This is a genomic window from Isoptericola sp. NPDC019482 (assembly GCF_040632295.1).
In the GTDB taxonomy this organism is placed as follows: Bacteria; Actinomycetota; Actinomycetes; order Actinomycetales; family Cellulomonadaceae; genus Isoptericola.
In genome coordinates this window covers 193,463-213,242 of sequence record NZ_JBEYBQ010000004.1, presented here as the reverse complement: position 1 = coordinate 213,242, position 19,780 = coordinate 193,463, and the positions used below count along the sequence as shown (strand labels likewise).

At 73.9% G+C, this 19,780-nt stretch carries 21 protein-coding genes and 2 tRNA genes; 13 read left to right on the top strand and 10 right to left on the bottom strand.

The features are described 5' to 3' along the window. Positions 1–131: 131 nt before the first annotated feature. On the top strand, positions 132–623 hold the full coding sequence (locus ABZ493_RS05355; RefSeq protein WP_430581128.1) for a hypothetical protein: 492 nt from the start codon (positions 132–134) through the stop codon (positions 621–623). Between the two features lie 111 nt (positions 624–734). Here ABZ493_RS05355 and ABZ493_RS05350 read toward each other — a convergent pair whose 3' ends face one another. Continuing rightward, positions 735–2,747: a M13-type metalloendopeptidase gene (locus tag ABZ493_RS05350; protein ID WP_430581127.1), complete on the bottom strand. Its 2,013-nt coding sequence runs from the start codon at positions 2,745–2,747 to the stop codon at positions 735–737. Positions 2,748–2,835: 88 nt separating this feature from the next. On the opposite strand from ABZ493_RS05350, the gene ABZ493_RS05345 reads away from it, so the two are divergent. Next, positions 2,836–3,303, top strand: a complete 468-nt coding sequence (locus ABZ493_RS05345) for a ribose-5-phosphate isomerase (protein ID WP_430581126.1) — start codon at positions 2,836–2,838, stop codon at positions 3,301–3,303. Between the two features lie 14 nt (positions 3,304–3,317). Next, on the top strand, positions 3,318–4,334 hold the full coding sequence (locus ABZ493_RS05340; RefSeq protein ID WP_430581125.1) for a zinc finger domain-containing protein: 1,017 nt from the start codon (positions 3,318–3,320) through the stop codon (positions 4,332–4,334). An 81-nt stretch (positions 4,335–4,415) separates the two neighbouring features. On the opposite strand, the gene ABZ493_RS05335 is transcribed toward ABZ493_RS05340, so the two are convergent. Continuing rightward, entirely contained in the window at positions 4,416–5,711 is a 1,296-nt protein-coding gene (locus ABZ493_RS05335) for a GNAT family N-acetyltransferase (protein WP_430581124.1), read from the bottom strand. Between the two features lie 90 nt (positions 5,712–5,801). On the opposite strand from ABZ493_RS05335, the gene ABZ493_RS05330 reads away from it, so the two are divergent. Further along, positions 5,802–6,215, top strand: a complete 414-nt coding sequence (locus tag ABZ493_RS05330) for an MGMT family protein (RefSeq protein ID WP_430581123.1) — start codon at positions 5,802–5,804, stop codon at positions 6,213–6,215. Positions 6,216–6,236: 21 nt separating this feature from the next. On the opposite strand, the gene ABZ493_RS05325 is transcribed toward ABZ493_RS05330, so the two are convergent. Continuing rightward, positions 6,237–7,373, bottom strand: coding sequence for an LLM class F420-dependent oxidoreductase (locus tag ABZ493_RS05325; protein ID WP_430581144.1), 1,137 nt, complete (start codon positions 7,371–7,373; stop codon positions 6,237–6,239). Positions 7,374–7,516: 143 nt separating this feature from the next. Here ABZ493_RS05325 and ABZ493_RS05320 point away from each other — a divergent pair, with 143 nt between their 5' ends. Next, entirely contained in the window at positions 7,517–7,906 is a 390-nt protein-coding gene (locus ABZ493_RS05320) for an MmcQ/YjbR family DNA-binding protein (protein WP_430581122.1), read from the top strand. A 43-nt stretch (positions 7,907–7,949) separates the two neighbouring features. Here ABZ493_RS05320 and ABZ493_RS05315 read toward each other — a convergent pair whose 3' ends face one another. From ABZ493_RS05315 to cysK, 4 genes are all read right to left on the bottom strand, one after another. Next, positions 7,950–8,969 carry a DUF1648 domain-containing protein gene (locus ABZ493_RS05315; protein ID WP_430581121.1) on the bottom strand — a complete coding sequence of 340 codons (1,020 nt, stop codon included), beginning with the start codon at positions 8,967–8,969 and terminating at the stop codon, positions 7,950–7,952. Further along, positions 8,966–9,319 carry a GntR family transcriptional regulator gene (locus tag ABZ493_RS05310; protein ID WP_430581120.1) on the bottom strand — a complete coding sequence of 118 codons (354 nt, stop codon included), beginning with the start codon at positions 9,317–9,319 and terminating at the stop codon, positions 8,966–8,968. The genes ABZ493_RS05315 and ABZ493_RS05310 overlap by 4 nt, the downstream gene beginning before the upstream one ends. 113 nt (positions 9,320–9,432) lie before the next feature. Beyond that, the gene (gene cysE, locus ABZ493_RS05305) at positions 9,433–10,044 is read right to left on the bottom strand and encodes a serine O-acetyltransferase (RefSeq protein ID WP_430581143.1); all 612 of its coding nucleotides are present in this window, start codon (positions 10,042–10,044) and stop codon (positions 9,433–9,435) included. 79 nt (positions 10,045–10,123) lie between these two features. Next, positions 10,124–11,059: a cysteine synthase A gene (cysK, locus tag ABZ493_RS05300; RefSeq protein ID WP_430581119.1), complete on the bottom strand. Its 936-nt coding sequence runs from the start codon at positions 11,057–11,059 to the stop codon at positions 10,124–10,126. Between the two features lie 169 nt (positions 11,060–11,228). Between cysK and ABZ493_RS05295 the strand changes: the two genes are divergently transcribed. Continuing rightward, positions 11,229–11,375 carry a hypothetical protein gene (locus ABZ493_RS05295; RefSeq protein ID WP_430581118.1) on the top strand — a complete coding sequence of 49 codons (147 nt, stop codon included), beginning with the start codon at positions 11,229–11,231 and terminating at the stop codon, positions 11,373–11,375. A 187-nt stretch (positions 11,376–11,562) separates the two neighbouring features. On the opposite strand, the gene ABZ493_RS05290 is transcribed toward ABZ493_RS05295, so the two are convergent. After that, positions 11,563–11,633: transfer RNA gene (locus ABZ493_RS05290), tRNA-Gly, on the bottom strand. Positions 11,634–11,782: 149 nt separating this feature from the next. On the opposite strand from ABZ493_RS05290, the gene ABZ493_RS05285 reads away from it, so the two are divergent. Continuing rightward, positions 11,783–11,856, top strand: a tRNA-Pro gene (locus tag ABZ493_RS05285). Positions 11,857–11,895: 39 nt separating this feature from the next. Here ABZ493_RS05285 and ABZ493_RS05280 read toward each other — a convergent pair. Then, positions 11,896–12,816 (bottom strand): biopolymer transporter Tol, encoded by a 921-nt coding sequence (locus ABZ493_RS05280; protein ID WP_430581117.1) that lies wholly within the window; start codon positions 12,814–12,816, stop codon positions 11,896–11,898. A gap of 231 nt (positions 12,817–13,047) precedes the next feature. Here ABZ493_RS05280 and ABZ493_RS05275 point away from each other — a divergent pair, with 231 nt between their 5' ends. Both ABZ493_RS05275 and tig read left to right on the top strand, forming a co-directional pair. Further along, complete coding sequence (locus tag ABZ493_RS05275; RefSeq protein WP_430581116.1) at positions 13,048–13,560, top strand: DUF4190 domain-containing protein; 513 nt, start codon at positions 13,048–13,050, stop codon at positions 13,558–13,560. A 210-nt stretch (positions 13,561–13,770) separates the two neighbouring features. After that, on the top strand, positions 13,771–15,147 hold the full coding sequence (gene tig / locus ABZ493_RS05270) for a trigger factor (RefSeq protein ID WP_430581142.1): 1,377 nt from the start codon (positions 13,771–13,773) through the stop codon (positions 15,145–15,147). Between the two features lie 49 nt (positions 15,148–15,196). Here tig and ABZ493_RS05265 read toward each other — a convergent pair whose 3' ends face one another. Beyond that, on the bottom strand, positions 15,197–16,177 hold the full coding sequence (locus ABZ493_RS05265; RefSeq protein ID WP_430581115.1) for a DMT family transporter: 981 nt from the start codon (positions 16,175–16,177) through the stop codon (positions 15,197–15,199). 33 nt (positions 16,178–16,210) lie between these two features. On the opposite strand from ABZ493_RS05265, the gene ABZ493_RS05260 reads away from it, so the two are divergent. The 4 genes from ABZ493_RS05260 to clpX all read left to right on the top strand — a co-directional run bounded on the left by ABZ493_RS05260 (position 16,211) and on the right by clpX (position 19,770). Then, positions 16,211–16,801, top strand: a complete 591-nt coding sequence (locus ABZ493_RS05260; RefSeq protein ID WP_430581114.1) for a helix-turn-helix domain-containing protein — start codon at positions 16,211–16,213, stop codon at positions 16,799–16,801. A gap of 136 nt (positions 16,802–16,937) precedes the next feature. Continuing rightward, positions 16,938–17,558 (top strand): ATP-dependent Clp protease proteolytic subunit, encoded by a 621-nt coding sequence (locus tag ABZ493_RS05255; protein ID WP_430547200.1) that lies wholly within the window; start codon positions 16,938–16,940, stop codon positions 17,556–17,558. Between the two features lie 82 nt (positions 17,559–17,640). After that, on the top strand, positions 17,641–18,339 hold the full coding sequence (locus tag ABZ493_RS05250) for an ATP-dependent Clp protease proteolytic subunit (RefSeq protein ID WP_430581141.1): 699 nt from the start codon (positions 17,641–17,643) through the stop codon (positions 18,337–18,339). 156 nt (positions 18,340–18,495) lie between these two features. Next, positions 18,496–19,770, top strand: coding sequence for an ATP-dependent Clp protease ATP-binding subunit ClpX (gene clpX / locus ABZ493_RS05245; protein WP_429728324.1), 1,275 nt, complete (start codon positions 18,496–18,498; stop codon positions 19,768–19,770). Positions 19,771–19,780: the final 10 nt, after the last annotated feature.

Genomic DNA, 19,780 nt, shown 5'->3' with positions numbered 1-19,780 from the left:
GGTCTTCACGACCTCGGCCATGCCGGCGACGAGGTCCCAGCGGTCGAGGGACTCCAGGGCCGCCGCCCGCCCCGCCGCGCCGGCGGCGCCGGCTCTCGGCCGGGTGGATCGCGTTCATCGCGGTCGACGCGGTGCTCATCGTGACGATGGTGGTGCTCGCCGTGCAGATGTTCGGCGCACCGTCGCCCACCGTTCCGCAGGCCGACGGCGCCCCCGTGACCTCGCAGGAGCCGTCGCCCTCGGCGTCGGAGGCGGCCCCGATGCAGGGCGAGGCGCTGGCGCACTTCGCGGCCCCGTCCCAGAACATCACGTGCTCGATCTACGCCGACGGCGCGTCCTGCGGGATCGCGGAGCTCAACCAGCAGCCCGCCCCGACGGAGGGATGCGACGGCACCACCGGGTACGTGGTGACGGTCGACGGCGAGGGGGATGTCGCGCAGCCGTGCGTCCCGAAGGGCGAGCAGCCGACGAAGGCCGGGGGCGACGTCGACGTCCTGGAGTACGGCGACTCGATCACCGAGGGTGAGTTCACGTGCCGCAGCGAGGACACCGGCATGTCGTGCACGCACGACCCCACCGGCAACGGCTTCTCGCTCGCCCGCGCGGGCATCGGCGCCAGCTGACGACACCGCCCCGGGCCTGCTCCTGAGGCGACCCCTGACACGGCGAGGCCGCCGACCGGAGAAACGGTCGGCGGCCTCGCCGTGTCAGGGTGCGTCAGGACGTCGGACGGGTCACCAGATGCGCACGCGCTCCTCGGGAGCGAGCCACAGCGCGTCGTCGGGGCCCACGTCGTAGGTGGCGTGGAACTCGTCGATGTTGCGGATCACGCCGTTGCAGCGGAACTCGTTGGGGGAGTGCGGGTCGGTGGCGATCCGGCGCACCACCTCCTCGTCGCGGCCCTTGGACTGCCACACCTGCGCCCAGCCCAGGAAGACGCGCTCCAGGCCGGTGAGGCCGTCGACGACGGGCGCCTCGTCCAGCGCCGTGCCGAGCGCGATGCGGTACGCCTTGATCGCGATGGACAGGCCGCCGAGGTCGCCGATGTTCTCGCCGATGGTCAGCGCGCCGTTGACGTGCGGGCCGTCCTCGGGCAGCTGCGCCGGGCGGAACGCGTCGTACTGCGCGATGAGGGCCTGGGTGCGCTTCTCGAACTCGGTGCGGTCCGTCTCGGTCCACCAGTCCTCGAGGCGGCCGTCCCCGTCGTACTTGGAGCCCTGGTCGTCGAAGCCGTGGCCGATCTCGTGCCCGATGACGCCGCCGATGCCGCCGTAGTTCACGGCGTCGTCCGCGTCGGGGTCGAAGAACGGCGGCTGCAGGATCGCGGCCGGGAAGACGATCTCGTTCATGCCCGGGTTGTAGTAGGCGTTGACCGTCTGCGGCGTCATGAACCACTCGTCGCGGTCGATCGGGCGCCCGATCTTCCCGAGCTCGTGGTCCTGCTCGAACGCGTGCGCGCGGCGGACGTTGCCGACCAGGTCGGCGGCGTCGACCTCGAGGGCCGAGTAGTCGCGCCACTTCACCGGGTAGCCCACCTTGGGGGTGAACCGCTCGAGCTTGGCGAGCGCCTTGACCTTCGTCTCGGGCGTCATCCAGTCGAGCGCGTCGATGGACTCGCGGTACGCGGCCACCAGGTTCTCGACGAGCGTGTCCATCCGCTCCTTGTGCTCCGGCGGGAAGTGTCGGGCCACGTACTGCTCGCCCACGGCCTCGCCGAGCGCCCGCTCGACGAGCGCGACGCCGCGCTTCCAGCGGTCGCGCACCTCCTGCGCGCCCGACAGCGTGCGGCCGTAGAAGTCGAAGTTGGCCTCGACCGTGGCGTCGTCGAGGTAGGCGGCGCGCGCGGTGACCAGGTGGTACGCGGCCCACAGCTTCCAGTCCGCCAGCGACTCCGTCCGCCACAGCTCGGCGAAGCCCGTCGCGAACGACGGCTCGCGCACCACCAGGGCGTCCAGCGAACCGGCGGGCGCGCCGAGCGCCGCCGCCCACGCCCGCCAGTCGAAGCCGGGCGCCCGCTCGACGAGGTCGGCGAGCGTCATCGGGTTGTAGGTGAGGTCGGCGTCGCGGTCGCGCACGACGTCCCAGTGGTGGGCGGCGAGCTTCGTCTCGAGGGCGAGCACGCGCTGCGCGGCGTCCTCGGGGTCGGCGCCCCAACCGGACGTGGCGGTGACGCCGGCGAGGCGCAGCATGCGCGCCAGGTGCGGCACGTACTTGTCGCGGACGGGCGCGTACTGCTCCTCGCGGTAGTACGCCTCGTCGGGCAGGCCGAGGCCGCCCTGCACGAGGTAGGTCACGTACGTCTCGGGGTCCTTGGCGTCGTTGTCGACGTAGAACGCGACGGCGCCTGCCCCGCCCGTGCGCTGCAGCGCGCCGAGGACGTCGACCAGCTCGGCGGGCGACGTCGCCCGCGCGATCTGCGCGAGCTCGTCGGCGATCGGGCCCGTGCCGAGCTGCTGCACCCGGTCCTCGTCGAGGAAGCTCGCGTACAGCGCGCCGATCTTGGCGGGGGTGGACGCGGGGTCGAGGTCGTCCGTGGCGGCGAGGTCCGTGATGATCTCGCGGACGCGCTCCTCCGACAGGTCGTGCAGCGCGCGGAACGCGCCGTCCATGGCGCGGTCGGCGGGGATCTCGTGCTGGGCGATCCAGCGCCCGTTGACGTGGCGGTAGAGGTCGTCCTGCGGGCGGACGGCCTGGTCGAGGGCGCTGAGGTCGATGCCGGACCGCAGCCCGGTGGCGTCGGCAGTCATGGCGTCACCCTACGGCGCACCGCCCACGCGCGGGCGCGGGTCGAGCGAGGTGGGCGGCGCGGGGAGCGACGTGGGGGAGAATGGCGCCATGCGTCTGCACATCGCCGCCGATCACGCCGGATACGAGCTCAAGACCCACCTGGTGGACCACCTGCGCGCCGCGGGCCACGACGTCGTCGACCACGGCGCCCACGAGTACGACGCCCAGGACGACTACCCCGCGTTCTGCATCGCCGCGGGCGAGGCCGTCGTCGCGGAGCCCGGCTCGCTCGGCATCGTCATCGGGGGCTCGGGCAACGGGGAGCAGATCGCGGCCAACAAGGTTGTCGGCGTGCGCGCCGTCCTCGCCTGGTCGCTGGAGACGGCGACGCTCGGCCGTCAGCACAACGACGCCAACGTCATCGCCGTCGGCGGCCGGATGCACCCTCTGGACGAGGCGACGTCGTTCGTCGAGGCGTTCGTCGCCGAGCCGTTCAGCGGCGACGCCCGCCACCAGCGCCGCATCGACAAGATGGCCGCGTACGAGGCGTCCCACGACGTCTCCGCCATCGCCTGACGCGACCGGCCGACGTGCCAGAGGGTCACACCGTCCACCGCCTCGCGCGGGCCCTGGGCGGGCTGTTCGGCGGCGAGACGCTCGCCGTGTCCAGCCCGCAGGGCCGGTTCGCGGGCGGTGCCGCGCTGCTGGACGGCCACCGGATGCTGGCCGCCGAGGCGTGGGGCAAGCAGCTCTTCTGCGCGTTCGCCCCCGACCTGTCGGACGCCCCCACCGGGTCCGACGGTGGGTCCGACAGGTCGGGCGACGTGCGCTGGCTGCGGGTGCACCTGGGCCTGTACGGGGCGTGGACGTTCGCCGGCGACGGCAGCGCCGACGTCGTGCACGCGATCGGCGCGCCGCGCCGACGCATCGGGGAGCGCGAGTCGACGCCGGACGACGGCGGCGATCCGGCTGTCGACGCGGGCCTCGACGCCGCGGGCCAGTGGGAACCGCCCGCCCCGCGCGGCGCCGTGCGGCTGCGGCTGCTGGGCGCGCACGCGGTCGCCGACCTCACGGGGCCGACGGCGTGCGAGGTGCTCACCGGCGCGGAGAAGGCCGCCGTCGAGGCGCGGCTCGGGCCGGACCCCATCCGCGACGGAGGTGACGCGGCCCGCACGGCGTTCGTCGAGCGCGTGCGCCGCTCGCGCGTGACGGTCGGCCAGCAGCTCATGGACCAGGCGGTGATCGCCGGCGTCGGCAACATCTACCGCGCCGAGGCGCTGTTCCGGGCCGGCGTCGACCCGCTGCGTCCGGGTCGCGACGTGCCCGAGGCGGCGCTGGCGGGGATCTGGGACGACCTGGTCGTGCTCATGCGCGACGGCGCGGAGCGCGGCGCGATCGTCACGACCCGGCCCGAGCACCGGGTGGCGGACGGCGGGGGTCGGGTCACCCGGCAGAACACCGACGGCGACGCCGACGCGGTGCCCCGGGACGCGTCGTTCTACGTGTACCACCGCGACGGCCTGCCGTGCCGCGTCTGCGGCGCCCCGGTGCTCACCAAGGAGCTGGCGGGCCGCAACCTCTTCTGGTGCGGCGTCTGTCAGGCCTGATGGCCAGCAGACCGCCGACTGCCGCGGTGACGACCCTGCCCCGGATGGTCTGGGCGGGTATCACGTGCCGGCCGTCGCCGGTCAGAACACCCAGCTGCAGGCGGGGGCGACGGGCCAGCCGAACGCCGCGCTCGTGCGCGCGACGGCGTCCGCCGACCGCTCGGTGACGAGCCCCGCCCCGGCGAGCGTCGCGAGCGACGTGCCGCCCAGGTAGGCGGCGCCGAGCTCGCGGACGTCGAGCTCGAGGTCCGGCGCCGCGTCGGTGCGCTCGCAGGTCGCGTCGCCGAACGCCGTCGCCCGCAGGTGCCACGACCCGGCGTTGTCGGGCAGCCGGGGGTCGGTGATGCCGAGCACCACGTCGACGTCGGCCTGGAAGCGGCGCCCGGCGAGGGCGGCGGGCACGTCGACGAGGCGCACCCACACGTTGTCCGCGACGCGGGGCGTCGCCGCCCGCACGTCGACGAGCAGGTGGGTGAGCGGGTCGTCGACGGGCAGCAGGAACGGCTCGGTCGTGGACATGAGGTCGACGTCGAGCAGCACGCCCCACAGCGCGCGGGCGGCCGCGGCGTCGACCGCGACCGCCTCGCCCACGGACACGGAGCCGCGCGGACCGGGCACCTCCCAGTCGAGCTTGCGCCGGAACCGCGCGTAGCCCCGGGGCTCGCCGTCGCGCTCGACGACGACCATGCGGCGCGACTCCCGCCCCTCGCGCAGGAACGGCGGGTCGTCCCAGAACGCGGCCTGGAGCTCGGGCGTCTCGCGCGTCGCCCAGCCGGGTCGGTTGAGGCCCGGTCCGCCGGCCGCGGCCCCCGCCGCCCGGTGCAGGCGGTCGACGAGGTCACCGTGGCGGTCGCGGTCGGCGTGCTCGAACCGCACGGTGTGCTCGTCCGCCCCGGGGACGTCGCGCAGCTCTGCGCCGCGCGGGACGGTGACGCGCAGGTCGTCGGCGGCCTTGCCGTAGCCGAACCGGCCGTAGATCGCAGCCTCGGCGGCGAACAGCGCCGACAGGGGCTCGCCGCGCTCGCGGCAGCGGGACAGGTGCTCGCCCATCATCGCGGTGAGCAGGCCGCGGCGGCGGTGCTGCGGGTGCACGCTCACCCAGGTGAGACCCGCCGTCGGCAGCTCGCCGCCGGGCACGGGAAAGTGCGCGAAGGGGTACGAGGCGTGGATGCCGGCGAGGCCGTCGAAGCCGTCCGCCTCCACCGCGACCGTCCGGTCCCACGACAGCGGGGAGGGGATCGCGAGCAGCTCGTCGACGGACTGCGGGGCCGGGAACACCCAGGTGTCGAGCTCGAGCAACGCGCGGTGGTCGTCGGCGGAGAGCTGCCGGAGGCGGTACCCGGCGGGCAGGCCGGGCGCGGGGCGGTCGGAGGTCACGGTCCGATCGTGGCCCGTCGGCCGCGCCGCGGCCAGCGGAATTCGCGCCGCCGGACTTCCGGGGTGGGTGGTCGGTCGTAGGGTCGCGCTGTGCCCGCTCGCGCCTCGGCGTCCGACGAACCCCTCGACGCCCCCGACGAGTACGCCGCCCAGGTGCTCGCCCTGGTGCGCCGCATCCCGTCCGGCCGCGCGATGACGTACGGCCTGATCGCCGAGATCGTGGGCGAGCGGCTGGGCCGCGGCGGGCCCCGGCAGGTCGGGAACGTCATGGCCGGCTCGGGCGACCGCTACGCGCACCTCGTGCCCGAGGGCGCCGCGGTGATCGGCCCCGTGCAGGACAACCACCCCGTGCCCTGGTGGCGCGTGGTGAACGCGTCCGGCGCCCCGCCCGCGCGCCACCTCACCGCGGCGCTCGACGCCCTGCGTGCCGAGGGCTGCCCGCTGACCCGCGACGGCCGGCGCGTGGACCTGCGCCGCGCCGTCTGGTTCCCGGAGGAGGTCTGACCCCAGGAGCGCCGGCGGCGGTCAGGCCTTCTTCGGCGCGACGCGGGCGGCGGCCGAGCCCGCCGTCGCCCGTACGCGGGCACCCAGCGGCGTGCCGCCGTCCGCGTCCTTGCGGGCCGCCTGGGCCGCGGCGAGCACCGTCAGCATCGAGGACGGGTCGCCCTGCAGCAGCATCGTGGTCAGCGCCGTGCCGTCCCAGCGGGCCAGGTCGCGTGCGACCTTGTCCGCGGGCCCGACCAGGGCGACCTCCTCGACGAGCTCGGTCGGCACCGCCCGCGCGGCGTCCTCGCGGCGGCCCGCGAGGAACAGCGCCTGCACCTCGTCGAGCTCCGCGGCATAGCCGAGGCGGTCCAGCGACGCCTTGTGGAAGTTGGCCTCCTTCGACCCCATGCCGCCGGCGTAGAGGGCGATGTGGGGCCGGATGACGTCCGCGGCGGCCTCGACGTCGTCGCGCACGACGACGGGCACCGTGGCGAGCACCTCGAACCCGGACGACGGCGAGCGCTCGTCGGAGCGCTGCGCGAACCCGGACGCGAGCAGCTCGCGGTGCTCGGCGTCGGCCCGCGGCGCGTAGAAGCCCGCCATCCAGCCGTCGGCGATCTCGGCGGCGAGCGTCACGTTCTTCGGGCCCTGGGCCGCCAGCACGATCGGGATGTCGGCGCGGCGGGGGTGCACGGTCGGCTTGAGGGCCTTGCCGAGGCCGGTGGCGCCGGGCGCGTCGGCGGGCAGCGGGAGCCGGAAGAACTCGCCGTCGGCGGTGACGGGGCGCTCGCGGGCGAACACCTGGCGCACGACGTCGACGTACTCGCGGGTGCGCGCCAGCGGGCGGCGGTACGGCTGGCCGTACCAGCCCTCGACGACCTGCGGGCCGGAGGCCCCGAGGCCGAGCACGAACCGCCCGCCGGAGAGGTGGTCGAGGGTGATCGCCTGCATGGCGGTGGCGGTCGGCGTCCGGGCGGCCATCTGCGCGATGCCGGTGCCGAGCCGCAGGCGGCGGGTGCGGGAGCCCCACCAGGCGAGGGGCGTGAACGCGTCCGACCCGTAGGCCTCCGCCGTCCAGACCGAGTCGAGCCCGAGCGCCTCGGCCGCGACGAGCGCGGGCACGATGCCCTTCGGGGGCTTGCGGGACCAGTAGCCGGTCTGGATGCCGATGCGCAGGGTGCTCATGGGGCGGGTGCTCCTCGTCGAGATGGGGCCGTCGCGGCGCTCCCCGATCTTCCCGGTACCGGGAGTACGGGGTAAGGCCCGTCACACCCTAGCCGACGTCGTGCGTGCGCCGGGCGCGGCGCTAGGTTCGGGCCATGGTCACTCTCGAGGAGGCGGCCCGAGCGGCCACGGCGCTGCCCGACGTCGCCGAGACGACGACGTTCCGGAACCGCGCGTGGGCGGTGGCCGGCCGCGTGTTCGCGTGGCACCGACCGTTCAGCAAGGCCGACGTGCGGCGGTTCGGGGACGACCCCGTGCCCGAAGGGCCGATCCTCGCCGTCATGGTCGACGACCTCGGGGAGAAGGAGGCCGTGCTCGCCGCCCGGCCGGAGACGCTGACGATCCCGCACCTCGACGGGGTGCCCGTGGTCCTCGTCCGGCTGGACGCGGTCGGTGACGCCGCCCTGCGCGAGCTTCTCGTGGACGCCTGGTTCGCGAAGGCGCCGCGCCGGCTCGCCGAGGCGCACCGGGACATGCTCGGCTGACGCCCCCGGGCCCGCGCTCCAGACGGGCTCAGCGGCGGCGAGGTCAGCGGTGGCGGGCGCGGTCGGCCATCGCGTTGAGCAGCGCGGCGGCGCCCGCGGCGTCGTCGACGGTCACGGCGAACGACCGGCCCCCGCTGCGCTCGACGAGCAGCGCCTCGCCCGCGCGCAGCACGACGCCCACGCGCCCGTCGCGGGCGGTGCGCCAGCCCCAGCCGCCGTACTCGCGGAACGGGCGCACCTGCGTCACCGAGGCGCGCACCACCTCGCCCGCCGGGACGTGCGTGCCCGGCCAGCGGGCCGCGGAGCGGACAGTGAGGCCGGCGGCGTCCACGCGGACCGTGAAGGCGAACATCGTGACGAACAGCGCGGCGAGCACGGCGGGCACGACGAGCATCGTCCACTCGGCCGTGAGCACCGCGGCGAGCGTCGTCAGCGCGACGGCGACCGCTCCGACGGCGAGCCCCGGCCCGCCCGTCGCGCGCCGCAACCAGACGGCACGCTCGCCGTCCCGCAGCGGGGCGCGGGGGGCGTCGTCGGGCACCGGCTCGTCGGCGGGCATCGCGGGGTCGCCGGGGACGAGCGCGGCCGCGATCCCCGCCGGGACGAGGGGCAGGAGGATGCCGGCCAGCAGGGTGTCGCCGGCCAGCTCCACCTGGGAGGCGTCGGCGAGGCCCCGCTGCGGCGCGAGCGTCCCGACGACGATCGCCGCCATGAACGCGCCCGACCACACGCAGCCCGCGGCCGCGATGCGCCGCGTGGAGGCGGCGGCGCCCTGCGTGATCCCGATCGCCGCGAAGAGCACGCAGAGCCCGACGGCGGTCGCGACGCCCACGAGGGCGATCGTCGTGGGCGCCATGAAGCCGTCGGGCTCGCCGCTGCCGCTCCAGTGCGAGGCGACCTGTGCCGGCAGCTCGTCCCGCCATGCCCAGACCACTGCTGCCGCGCCGACCGCGAACAGCAGGCCGACGAGCGACGACCACGCCATCGCGCGGCGCGCGCGGGGGCGCCACACCTCCGTGCCGGAGCGGGCTCGCGGGGTGCCGGGCGGGGGAGCGGTGGTCATCGGTGCATCGCCTCCGTGACGAGGGTGGTGGTGGTCTGGACGGACAGCCCCGCCCGACGGGCTGCGGCGGCCAGCTCGGCCACTGCCCGCTCGACGTCGGTCAGGTCGGGCGCGCCCACAGCGACGACGGCGCCGCGCCCGCGCCGCAGCTCGAGCGTGCCCTCGTCGCGCAGCACCTGGTAGGCGCGCAGCACGGTGTGCATGTTGAGCTCGAGCGAGGCCGCGAGCTCCCGGGCCGAGGGCAGGCGTTCCCCCGGGCGGAGGGTGCCGTGCGCGACGCCGAGGCGCACCTGCGCGACCAGCTGCGCGTACAGCGGTTCGTCGCTGGTCGGGTCGAGGCGCCACATCACGGCGGTGAGGCTACTTGTTCTACGACTACTAGAACAATCCGGTGGCGGGGACGACGACGGCCCGTGCTCCTCCCGCGGATCGGGGAGGGGCACGGGCCGTGGGCGGCCTCGCGTCAGATCACGTACTCGAGCAGCTCCGACGCGTCCTCGACGTGCTGGCCGTGGTCCGGCCGGTGGCCCGGGGTGCGGGCGTGCGCGGGCACCCCCACGGCCACCATGCCGTTCGGCACGTCGCGGGTGACGACGGCGTTCGCGCCGATCTGCGCGTCGTCGCCGATCCACAGCGGGCCGAGGATCTTGGCGCCGGCGCCCACCATGACCCGGTTGCCCAGGGTCGGGTGCCGCTTGCCCCGCGTCATCGACCGCCCGCCCAGGGTGGAGCCGTGGAAGAGCACGCAGTCGTCACCCACGACCGCCGTCTGGCCGATGACCACGCCCATGCCGTGGTCGATGAACAGCCGCCGCCCGATCCTGGCCCCCGGGTGGATCTCGATCCCCGTCACCCACCGGGCGGCCTGCGACACCAGGCGTGCCGGCAGGCGCAGGCCGGGCCGATGCCACATGCGGTGCGACAGCCGGTGCGCCCACACGGCGTGCACGCCCGGGTAGGCGAGCGCGACCTCGAACCGGGAGCGGGCCGCCGGGTCGTGGGCGTGCGCCGCCTCGAGGTCCTCGGCGAGGATCTCGACCAGGTGGCGCAGGCCCGGGCGGTGCCCGTCCGGCATCGGGTGGTCGACGTCCCCGTCGAGGTCCTCGTGGGCGGGCCCGGCGGCGGCGGTCGGAGCGGTGCGGCGGCTCGTCACGTCAGTCCAGCAGGTCCGAGTACAGGATCGTGGACAGGTACCGCTCGCCGAAGTCGGGGATGACGACGACGATCAGCTTCCCGGCGTTCTCGGGCCGCTTGGCGACCTCGAGCGCCCCGGCGATCGCGGCGCCGGAGGAGATGCCGACCAGCAGGCCCTCCTCCTTCGCGGCGCGGCGGGCGAGCTCCACGGAGGTCTCCGCGTCGATGTCGACGACCTCGTCGTAGACGGAGGTGTCGAGGATCTCCGGCACGAAGTTCGCGCCCAGGCCCTGGATCTTGTGCGGGCCGGGGTTCCCGCCGGTGAGGATGGGCGACTCGGCCGGCTCGACCGCGACGATCTTCACCTCCGGCTTGCGCTCCTTGAGGACCTGGCCGACGCCGGTGATGGTGCCGCCCGTGCCGATGCCGGCCACGACGACGTCGACCTCGCCGTCGGTGTCGGCCCAGATCTCCTCGGCGGTGGTCTCCCGGTGCACCTTGGGGTTGGCCTCGTTGGCGAACTGGCGGGCGAGGATCGCGCCCGGTCGCTCGGCGGCGATCTTCTCCGCCGCGGCGACGGCGCCCTTCATGCCCTCCGCGCCCGGCGTGAGCACGAGCTCGGCGCCGTACGCGCGCAGCAGGGCGCGGCGCTCCTTCGACATCGTCTCGGGCATCGCGAGCACGACGTTGTAACCGCGGGCGGCGCCGACCCAGGCCAGCGCGATGCCGGTGTTGCCCGACGTGCCCTCGACGATCGTGCCGCCCGGCTGCAGGGCGCCCGACGCCTCGGCGGCGTCGATGATCGAGACGCCGATGCGGTCCTTGACGGAGTTGGCGGGGTTGTAGAACTCGAGCTTCGCGACGACCGTCGCGTCGAGGCCGGCGGCGAGACGGTTCAGCCGGACGAGCGGGGTGCGGCCGATGAGCTTCGTCGCGTCGTCGTAGATGCGTGCCATGGGTGGTGTTCCTTCTCGAGGGGGCGTGCGGGTGGGGTGGTGCGGGTGTGCCGCCGCGTGCGGGGCGGGCCCTCGAGCAGGTTCTCGGGGAGGCGCAGCGCTGGGGCGTCGGCGAGGTCGGTGCGAGCGCCGCACGGTCGCCGGGGACCCGCCGTCAGACGGGTCGGACGTGACGTGGACGCTCTATCGACAGCATCGCGGCGTCGTCGCCGCGGCGCACGCCGGGGTGCGGGGCGTCGACGCCGGCTCCCGGTGGGACGGGAGGGCGGCCGAGGGGGAGACGCGGCGGACGATCGTCATGCCGGCCCTCCTCTGATGCTTCCCGGTGCTGCTCTGGTGCTGCCGTGGTGTGGTCGCGCCTGTCGCAGGCTGCGGCGCCGAGCCTAACCATGAGCCGACCGATCGACAAGGAGCATCTCATCCATCGGCGACGTCGATCGGTCGCGAGACGCCTCGGCCGGGGCGGGTGCCTGGAGGCGAGGGGAGGGGAGGAAGGAGAAGGGAGCGGGCGACGGGAATCGAACCCGCGTAGCCAGTTTGGAAGACTGGGGCTCTACCATTGAGCTACGCCCGCACGGCCACCCCACGACGTCGTCGCCGGGGTGGGAACGCGGGCCAACCCTAGCAAAGGTCCAGGCCCCCGAACTGCCGTCCGCGCACGTCGTGGCATCGCCCGGCGCCGGCGGCACTACACTGACCGAGGTCTCGCCCGACGGCGGGCCGCGGGGTGTGGCGCAGCTTGGTAGCGCATCTGCTTTGGGAGCAGAGGGTCGCTGGTTCGAATCCAGTCACCCCGACCGTCTGATCGCGCAGGACGTGGTGGCGTCCCGGCCGGCTCACCGGGTCGGGTACGCCACGAACGCGAGGCGGTCGCCGCGCGGCGACCAGCTGTTCACGTTCAGGGTCCCCTGGCCGCCGAGGACGGCGTGCCGCGCGACCGTGGTGGACCAGTCGTCGGTGCGGACGATGCGGACCTCGACCTCCAGGTCGGCCGGGTGGCCGACCGTGCCCGTGGGGAAGCTGAGATAGGCCGCGTGGGCGCCGTCCGGTGACAGGTGGGGGAACCAGTCCACGGTGTCCGAGGCGACGAGCCGCTCGAGCTCGCCGCCGGTCGCGGGCACCCGGGCCAGCTGGGCGTGGCCGGGCCGCTCGGCCCAGTGCTCGCTGTTCACGTAGATCCAGCGCCCGTCCAGCGAGAACTCCGGCCCGTCGAGGTGTCCCGTGCCGGCACGCGGGTAGGTCACCGGGCCGCCGTCCGCCGGGACGACCGCGAGCCTGCCGGGCGCCCCGAGGTCGTCGCGAGGCAGCGCGACGAACGCGAGCCGGGCCCCGTCCGGACTGACGCCGTGCAGGAAGTGGACGATGTCGTCGTCGTGGGTGAGGCGTTCCACCGGGCCGCCCGCGACCGGGGCGCGGTAGAGGTGCCCGTCGTTCGCGGACAGGTACAGCAGGCCGCGGGAGCGGTCGAGCACGTGGTCGTTGTTGATCGGCGGGAGCCCTTCGAGCTCCACCCTCGTCGGAGCCGCCGTCCCGTCGACGGGGAGGCGCCACAGGGAGCCGTCGCCGTTGAGGAGCAGGGTGTCGTCCGCGGCCCAGTTCGGCGCCTCCAGCAGGACGTCCTCGGTGACGAGCAGGCGCTCGGCACGCGGGTCGCCCACGCGCGCGACCCAGACCTCGCAACGCTGCCCCGGCGCCAGCGTGCGGCCCCGCGGCGGCGAGGCGGCGTCGTCGGGCGTGCGTCCGGGGGCGTCGGGCATCAGGGTCTCCTCGATGAGATCGGTCGGCGACGTGAGATCGGTCGGCGAGAGGGCGGCCGGCTCCGGAACGGGCCGCCGGGCCGTCCGACCGAGTGTTCCACGGTCGCGGACGGCCCCCTGGCGGCGGGCTCGCCCGGCTCGCCCGTGGATAGCCCCCCGCGGGGCCTGTGCATCTGGAAGGATCGGCCCTCGATCGCCGACGGACGGCGAGCGACGTGCGAGGAGAACCTGATGACCACCCCGGACCCCTACACGCCAGGCACGCCCGAGCCCGGGGCGACGCCCCCCGGTGGCACCCCGCCCCAGCAGCCCGCACCGGGGCAGCCGGCGCCGGGTCAGCCCTACCCCGCCCAGCCCGCGGGCGGGCAGGCCTACCCGTCGGCCCCGCAGGGCCCCGGGCCCTATCCCGCGGCCCCGACGGGCCAGTACGCGCCGGCCTACGGCCAGCAGCAGCCCGAGAACCCCGGCAAGACGCTCGGCATCGTCGGCCTGATCCTCGGCTTCTTCGGGCCGCTGTCCCTCATCGGCCTGATCCTGTCGATCGTCGGCCTCGTGAAGTCGCGCAAGGTGGGCCAGTCCAACGGCGTGGCCGTCGCCGGCATCATCGTGAGCGGTCTCGTGCTGCTCGGCACGATCATCGTGGGCATCGTCGCCGGCATCGGTATCGCGCACGTCATCGAGACGTGTGGGGAGCTCGGCCCGGGCACGCACTACGTGGACGGCGTCACCTACACCTGCTCCTGAGCACCCGTCCTCGGGACGCCGTGGCGAGGGCGCCCGGCGACGCGCGTCGGTGTGACGCGGACGTCTGCCGGGTGCCCCTCGCCGTGGCGTAGGATGGACGGGTTGCCCGTACGCCCGTCGTACGGTCCCCGCACCCCGCGCCGCAGCAACCAGGCCGGCTCGCGCCGGTGAGACGCGCGCGCAGCACCCGAACCGTTGGAGACCATCGAAGTGAAGAGCGCCGTCGAGTCCCTGGAGCCCACCAAGGTCAAGCTGACCGTCGAGGTGGAGTACGACGAGCTCAAGCCGAGCATCGACCACGCGTACAAGCACATCGCCGAGCAGGTGAACATCCCCGGGTTCCGCAAGGGCAAGGTTCCCCCGCGCATCATCGACCAGCGCGTCGGCTGGGGTGCGGTCGTCGAGCACGCCGTGAACGACGCTCTGTCGAACTTCTACCGCGACGCCGTCACGGCCGAGTCGCTGCGCCCCCTGGGCCAGCCCGAGGTCGAGGTGACCGAGATCCCCGCCAAGGCCGGCGAGGGCCAGCTCGCGTTCACCGCCGAGGTCGAGGTCCGCCCCGAGATCACCCTCCCGGAGCTGTCCGGCATCGAGATCACGGTGGACTCCACCGAGGTGAGCGACGAGGACGTCACCGAGCGCCTCGACGCGCTCCGCGAGCGCTTCGGCACCCTCGTGGGTGTCGACCGCCCGGCCGCCGAGGGCGACTACGTCGTCATCGACCTCAAGGCCGTCATCGGCGACGAGGAGATCGACTCGGTCTCCGGCGTCTCCTACCAGATCGGCGCCGGCAACATGCTGGAGGGCCTCGACGAGGCGCTCACCGGCCTGTCGACGGACGAGACCACGACCTTCGCCACGAAGCTCGCCGGCGGCGAGCACGAGGGCGAGGAGGCGCAGGTCACCGTCACGGCCACCGCCGTCAAGGAGCGCGACCTGCCGACGCCGGACGACGACTTCGCCCAGCTCGCGTCGGAGTTCGACACCCTCGAGGAGCTGACGGCGGACCTGCGCGAGCAGGTCGCGTCGATCAAGACGTCGAACCAGGCCGTCGCCGCCCGCGACCTCCTGCTGGAGAAGCTGCTCGAGGCCGTCGAGGTCCCGGTGCCGTCCGGCGCCGTCGAGGCCGAGGTGCACCGCCACCTGGAGTCGGAGAACCGCCTCGAGGACGACGAGCACCGCGCCGAGGTCACCGAGGACGCCACCAAGGCCCTCAAGAACCAGATCCTGCTCGACACGCTGGCCGAGAAGCTCGAGGTCCAGGTTGGCCAGGGCGAGCTCGTCGAGTACCTGGTCCAGGCCTCGCAGCAGTACGGCATGGACCCGAACCAGTTCATCTCGACCCTCGACCAGGGCGGTCAGATCCCCGCCATGGTCGGCGAGGTCGCCCGTTCCAAGGCCCTCGCCGTCGCGCTCCGCGACATCGAGGTCAAGGACGCCGACGGCAACGTCGTCGACCTGACCGAGTTCATCGGCACCGAGGAGGAGGACGCCGCGGCCGCCGAGGTCGAGGACGCCACCGAGTCCGCCGAGACCGAGGAGTCCGGCGAGGCGGCGGAGGAGACCGAGGAGACGGCCAAGGCCTGATCCCGGAGCGCTCCCGGCCCGCCCGGACTCCCGACGGCCCGCATCGTCCTCACGGACGGTGCGGGCCGTCGTCGTCCCCGGGGCGATGCCGGTGCTCGCCGCGCAGCACCGCGGCGACGCCGAGGCCTGCCAGGCCGAGGCCGACGCCGCCGGCGAGGGAGAGCGGCTCGCCGAACAACGCGGCGCCCGCCAGGGTCGTGGTCGGCACGACGAGGAACAGCAGGGCGTTGAGCGTCGTGACGTCGACGCGCCGCAGCAGCCTCCAGTACAGGCCGTAGGCGGCCAGCGACGGCACCAGCGCCAGGAACAGCGTCGATCCCCAGAAGGCGGGGTCGGCCGGCGGCGTGACGGTGCCGGTGGCCAGCGCGAGCGCGGCGAGGGCGACCACGGCCACGCCCGAGTGGAGGGCCAGCAGGGGGCCCGCCGGCAGGGTCGCGGAACGGCGGCGCTCGAGGAAGGTCGCGGCGACCAGCGACGCGACGGCCGCCGCGGGCAGCGCGTAGGCCCATGCGGGGGCCGTGGTCGACCGCAGATCGCCGGCGACGATCGCCGCGACGCCGGCGAACGCCGTCGCGAGCCCGGCCCACTGGAGCCCCCGGACGCGCTGTCCGAGCAGCGGGCCCACCAGGGTCGCGACCACGACCGGCTGCACGGCGTCCACCAGCGACGTCGTGCCCGTGGACACGCCGAGACCGATCGCGCCGTACACGGGCAGCACGTAGCCGACCTGCGAGAGCAGACCGACGACGACGTGGTGCGCCGCAGCACGCGGCCTGCCGGGTCGGGGGACGAGCCGTGCCGCCTCGGCAGGGGCGCGGGCGCGGCCCCTCCGGCGCAGGAGCCGGACGGTCGCCAGCCCGGCCGTGAGCACCACGGTCACGACGACGTAGCGCCACAGCAGCAGCGTGGGCACGGGCGCCTGACCCGCGCCGAGCCGCGCGCCGAGGAAGCCCGAGCTCCAGGACAGCACGAACGCGGCGGAGGCGAGGACGGTCGTGGTGCCCGCAGGTAGACAGATCTGTTTACTCATGATCGTTACTATACAGATCTGTATACTGGTCGCATGAGCGAGCACATCGCCCCGCGGGCGCCCCTGACCCCGGCGGCGCGCCGGATCCTCGACGCCGCGTCGCGCCTGTTCTACGCCCGTGGGCTGCACGCCGTCGGCGTCGACACGATCGCCGCGGAGGCGGGCGTCACGAAGAAGACGCTCTACGACCGCTTCGGCTCGAAGGAGGCGCTCGAGGTGGCCTATCTCCGCGCCCGCGACGCCCGGTGGGAGGAGCTGCTGGGGCGGAGCCTCGCGGCGCGCCCCGCCCCCGGCGTGGAGCGCGTCCTCGCGTTCTTCGACGCCGTCGAGAAGTGGTCGGTGGCCGAGGGCGGGCGCGGGTGCGCCGCGATCAACGCCCGCGCCGAGGTGGACGACCCCGGGCACCCGGTCGCCGTCGAGGTCGCCCGGCAGAAGGCGTGGGTCCGGGACCTCCTCGAGACCGAGTGCCGCGCCGCCGGGCTCGCCCGGCCCGGCGGGCTCGCCGACGAGCTCATGGTGCTCTACGACGGGGCGCTGGCGGGCTCGGGGACGGGCGTGCCCGCGGAGCCGTTCCGGGCCGCGCGCCGCGCCGCCGGCGCCCTCTGCGCGGCGCACGGGGCGTGAGCCGCGGCCGCCCGCGGCGTCGTCGTGTGCGCCAGCAGCGAAAAGCCCCTCCGCCGGGACGTTTCGCGCGGTTGCCGCACGTTAGGGTCGATCGACGGCGATGACGAAGGAGACGGACGTGAACGACTTGCTGCGGATGGACGGTGCGACGCCGGTGGCGCGCGCCGATGGCCCGGGCCTCGGCCTCAACGACTCCATCTACAACCGGCTCCTCAAGGAGCGCATCATCTGGCTGGGTTCGGAGGTGCGCGACGAGAACGCGAACGCGATCTGCGCCCAGATGATGCTGCTGGCCGCGGAGGACCCGGACAAGGACATCTGGCTGTACATCAACAGCCCGGGCGGCTCCATCACGGCCGGCATGGCGATCTACGACACGATGCAGTACATCAAGCCCGACGTCGCGACCATCGCGATGGGCATGGCGGCCTCGATGGGGCAGTTCCTGCTCTCCTCGGGCGCGAAGGGCAAGCGCTACATCACCCCGCACGCCCGCGTGCTGATGCACCAGCCCTCCGGCGGCGTGGGCGGCACCGCGACCGACGTGCGGATCGGCGCGCAGCTGATCATGCACATGAAGAAGGTGCTCTCCGAGCTGACGGCCGAGCAGACCGGTCAGTCGCTGGAGACGATCCTCAAGGACAACGACCGCGACAAGTGGTTCACCGCGGACGAGGCCCTCGAGTACGGCTTCGTCGACCACGTGGTCACCAACGCCGCCTCGGTCTCGGGCGGTGGCGGCGCGTCGGGCTCCTGACGCCGACCACCCGCCCCCGGAACCCACTGACTTCCCACCCGAGGAGAACACCGTGAGCTACTCAGACGAGTACCAGTTCGCAATGCGGGCCCAGAGCCTGGCGGGCGCCGCGGCGCGTCCCGGCGGCGTCGCGCTCCCGTACGGGTCCAGCACCGACGCGCCCACGTCGCGCTACGTGCTGCCCCAGTTCGAGGAGCGCACCGCGTACGGCTTCAAGCGCCAGGACCCGTACACCAAGCTGTTCGAGGACCGCATCATCTTCATGGGCGTCCAGGTCGACGACGCGTCGGCGGACGACATCATGGCGCAGCTGCTGGTCCTGGAGAGCCAGGACCCCGACCGCGACATCATGATCTACATCAACTCGCCGGGTGGGTCGTTCACGGCCATGACGGCGCTGTACGACACGATGCAGTTCATCAAGCCGCAGATCCAGACGGTGTGCCTCGGCCAGGCGGCGTCCGCCGCGGCCGTGCTGCTCGCCGCCGGCCAGCCGGGCAAGCGACTCGCGCTGCCGAACGCCCGCGTGCTGATCCACCAGCCCGCGATGGAGGGCGGCGGCTACGCCCAGGCGTCCGACATCGAGATCCACGCCAACGAGCTCATCCGCATGCGCGAGTGGCTCGAGTCGACGCTGGCGGCGCACACGGGCAAGTCCGAGGAGCAGGTGCGCGAGGACATCGAGCGCGACAAGATCCTCACCGCCGCGCAGGCGAAGGACTACGGCCTGGTCGACCAGGTGCTCGAGAGCCGCAAGCCGGCCGCTCTCGCGCCGCGCTGACCTGCATGTTCACCGGGTCCGCGGCCTCCCGAGGGGGAGGCCGCGGACCTTGCGACACGACGCACCGGGCTACTCGGCTGACAACGACGCCCCCGTGGTGTGGAATGGATGCAGGACCATTGCTCAGGACGTGCACTCACGAGATGGAGGCTCCCGGTGGCTCGGATCGGTGACGGCGCAGACCTGCTGAAGTGTTCGTTCTGCGGGAAGTCGCAGAAGCAGGTCAAGAAGCTGATCGCCGGCCCCGGCGTGTACATCTGCGACGAGTGCATCGACCTGTGCAACGAGATCATCGAGGAGGAGCTCGGCGAGGCGGCGGAGCTGGGGCTCACCGAGCTGCCGAAGCCGCGCGAGATCTTCGACTTCCTCGAGCAGTACGTCATCGGGCAGGAGCCGGCCAAGCGGGCGCTCGCGGTGGCGGTCTACAACCACTACAAGCGGGTGCAGGCGGGCGAGGCCCAGCGTGACGGCGACGACGCCGTCGAGATCGCGAAGTCCAACATCCTGCTGATCGGCCCCACCGGCACCGGCAAGACCTACCTGGCGCAGACGCTGGCGAAGATGCTGAACGTGCCCTTCGCCATCGCGGACGCCACGGCCCTCACCGAGGCCGGGTACGTGGGCGAGGACGTCGAGAACATCCTCCTCAAGCTCATCCAGGCGGCGGACTACGACGTCAAGAAGGCCGAGACGGGCATCATCTACATCGACGAGGTCGACAAGGTGGCCCGCAAGGCGGAGAACCCGTCGATCACGCGTGACGTCTCCGGCGAGGGCGTGCAGCAGGCGCTCCTGAAGATCATCGAGGGCACCACGGCGTCGGTGCCCCCGCAGGGCGGGCGCAAGCACCCGCACCAGGAGTTCATCCAGATCGACACCACGAACGTGCTGTTCATCGTGGCGGGCGCGTTCGCCGGGCTCGACGACATCGTGGCCTCCCGCGCCCGCAAGCGCGGCATCGGGTTCAGCGCCCCCATGGAGACGGTCGCCGACGACGACCTGTTCGCCGAGGTGCGGCCCGAGGACCTGCAGAAGTACGGCCTCATCCCCGAGTTCATCGGGCGCCTGCCCGTCATCGCGTCCGTGTCGCCGCTCGACCGCGACGCGCTGGTGCGGATCCTCACCGAGCCGCGCAACGCGCTCGTCAAGCAGTTCCAGCGGATGTTCGAGATCGACGGCGTCGAGCTCGAGTTCGAGCAGGACGCGGTCGAGGCGATCGCCGAGCAGGCGCTGTTGCGGGGCACCGGGGCGCGCGGGCTGCGCGCCATCATGGAGGAGGTCCTCCAGCAGGTGATGTTCGACGTGCCGAGCCGCGACGACGTCGAGCGGGTGGTGGTGAGCCGCGAGGTCGTGCTGGAGAACGTCAACCCGACGCTCGTGCCGCGCACGTCGCCCGTGCGCCGTCGCACCCCCCGCGAGAAGAGCGCCTGAGCCTTACCGG

Excerpts from the sequence above, each read along its gene's own strand:
- ABZ493_RS05320 (WP_430581122.1), top strand. The coding sequence starts at position 7,517 with ATGGTCACTCTCGAGGAGGCGGCCCGAGCGGCCACGGCGCTGCCCGAC.
- cysE (WP_430581143.1), bottom strand. The coding sequence starts at position 10,044 with ATGCCGGACGGGCACCGCCCGGGCCTGCGCCACCTGGTCGAGATCCTC.
- ABZ493_RS05255 (WP_430547200.1), top strand. The coding sequence starts at position 16,938 with ATGGACGGTGCGACGCCGGTGGCGCGCGCCGATGGCCCGGGCCTCGGC.
- ABZ493_RS05345 (WP_430581126.1), top strand. The coding sequence starts at position 2,836 with ATGCGTCTGCACATCGCCGCCGATCACGCCGGATACGAGCTCAAGACC.
- ABZ493_RS05275 (WP_430581116.1), top strand. The coding sequence starts at position 13,048 with ATGACCACCCCGGACCCCTACACGCCAGGCACGCCCGAGCCCGGGGCG.
- ABZ493_RS05260 (WP_430581114.1), top strand. The coding sequence starts at position 16,211 with ATGAGCGAGCACATCGCCCCGCGGGCGCCCCTGACCCCGGCGGCGCGC.
- ABZ493_RS05265 (WP_430581115.1), bottom strand. The coding sequence starts at position 16,177 with ATGAGTAAACAGATCTGTCTACCTGCGGGCACCACGACCGTCCTCGCC.
- ABZ493_RS05350 (WP_430581127.1), bottom strand. The coding sequence starts at position 2,747 with ATGACTGCCGACGCCACCGGGCTGCGGTCCGGCATCGACCTCAGCGCC.
- ABZ493_RS05280 (WP_430581117.1), bottom strand. The coding sequence starts at position 12,816 with ATGCCCGACGCCCCCGGACGCACGCCCGACGACGCCGCCTCGCCGCCG.
- ABZ493_RS05315 (WP_430581121.1), bottom strand. The coding sequence starts at position 8,969 with ATGACCACCGCTCCCCCGCCCGGCACCCCGCGAGCCCGCTCCGGCACG.
- ABZ493_RS05250 (WP_430581141.1), top strand. The coding sequence starts at position 17,641 with ATGCGGGCCCAGAGCCTGGCGGGCGCCGCGGCGCGTCCCGGCGGCGTC.
- cysK (WP_430581119.1), bottom strand. The coding sequence starts at position 11,059 with ATGGCACGCATCTACGACGACGCGACGAAGCTCATCGGCCGCACCCCG.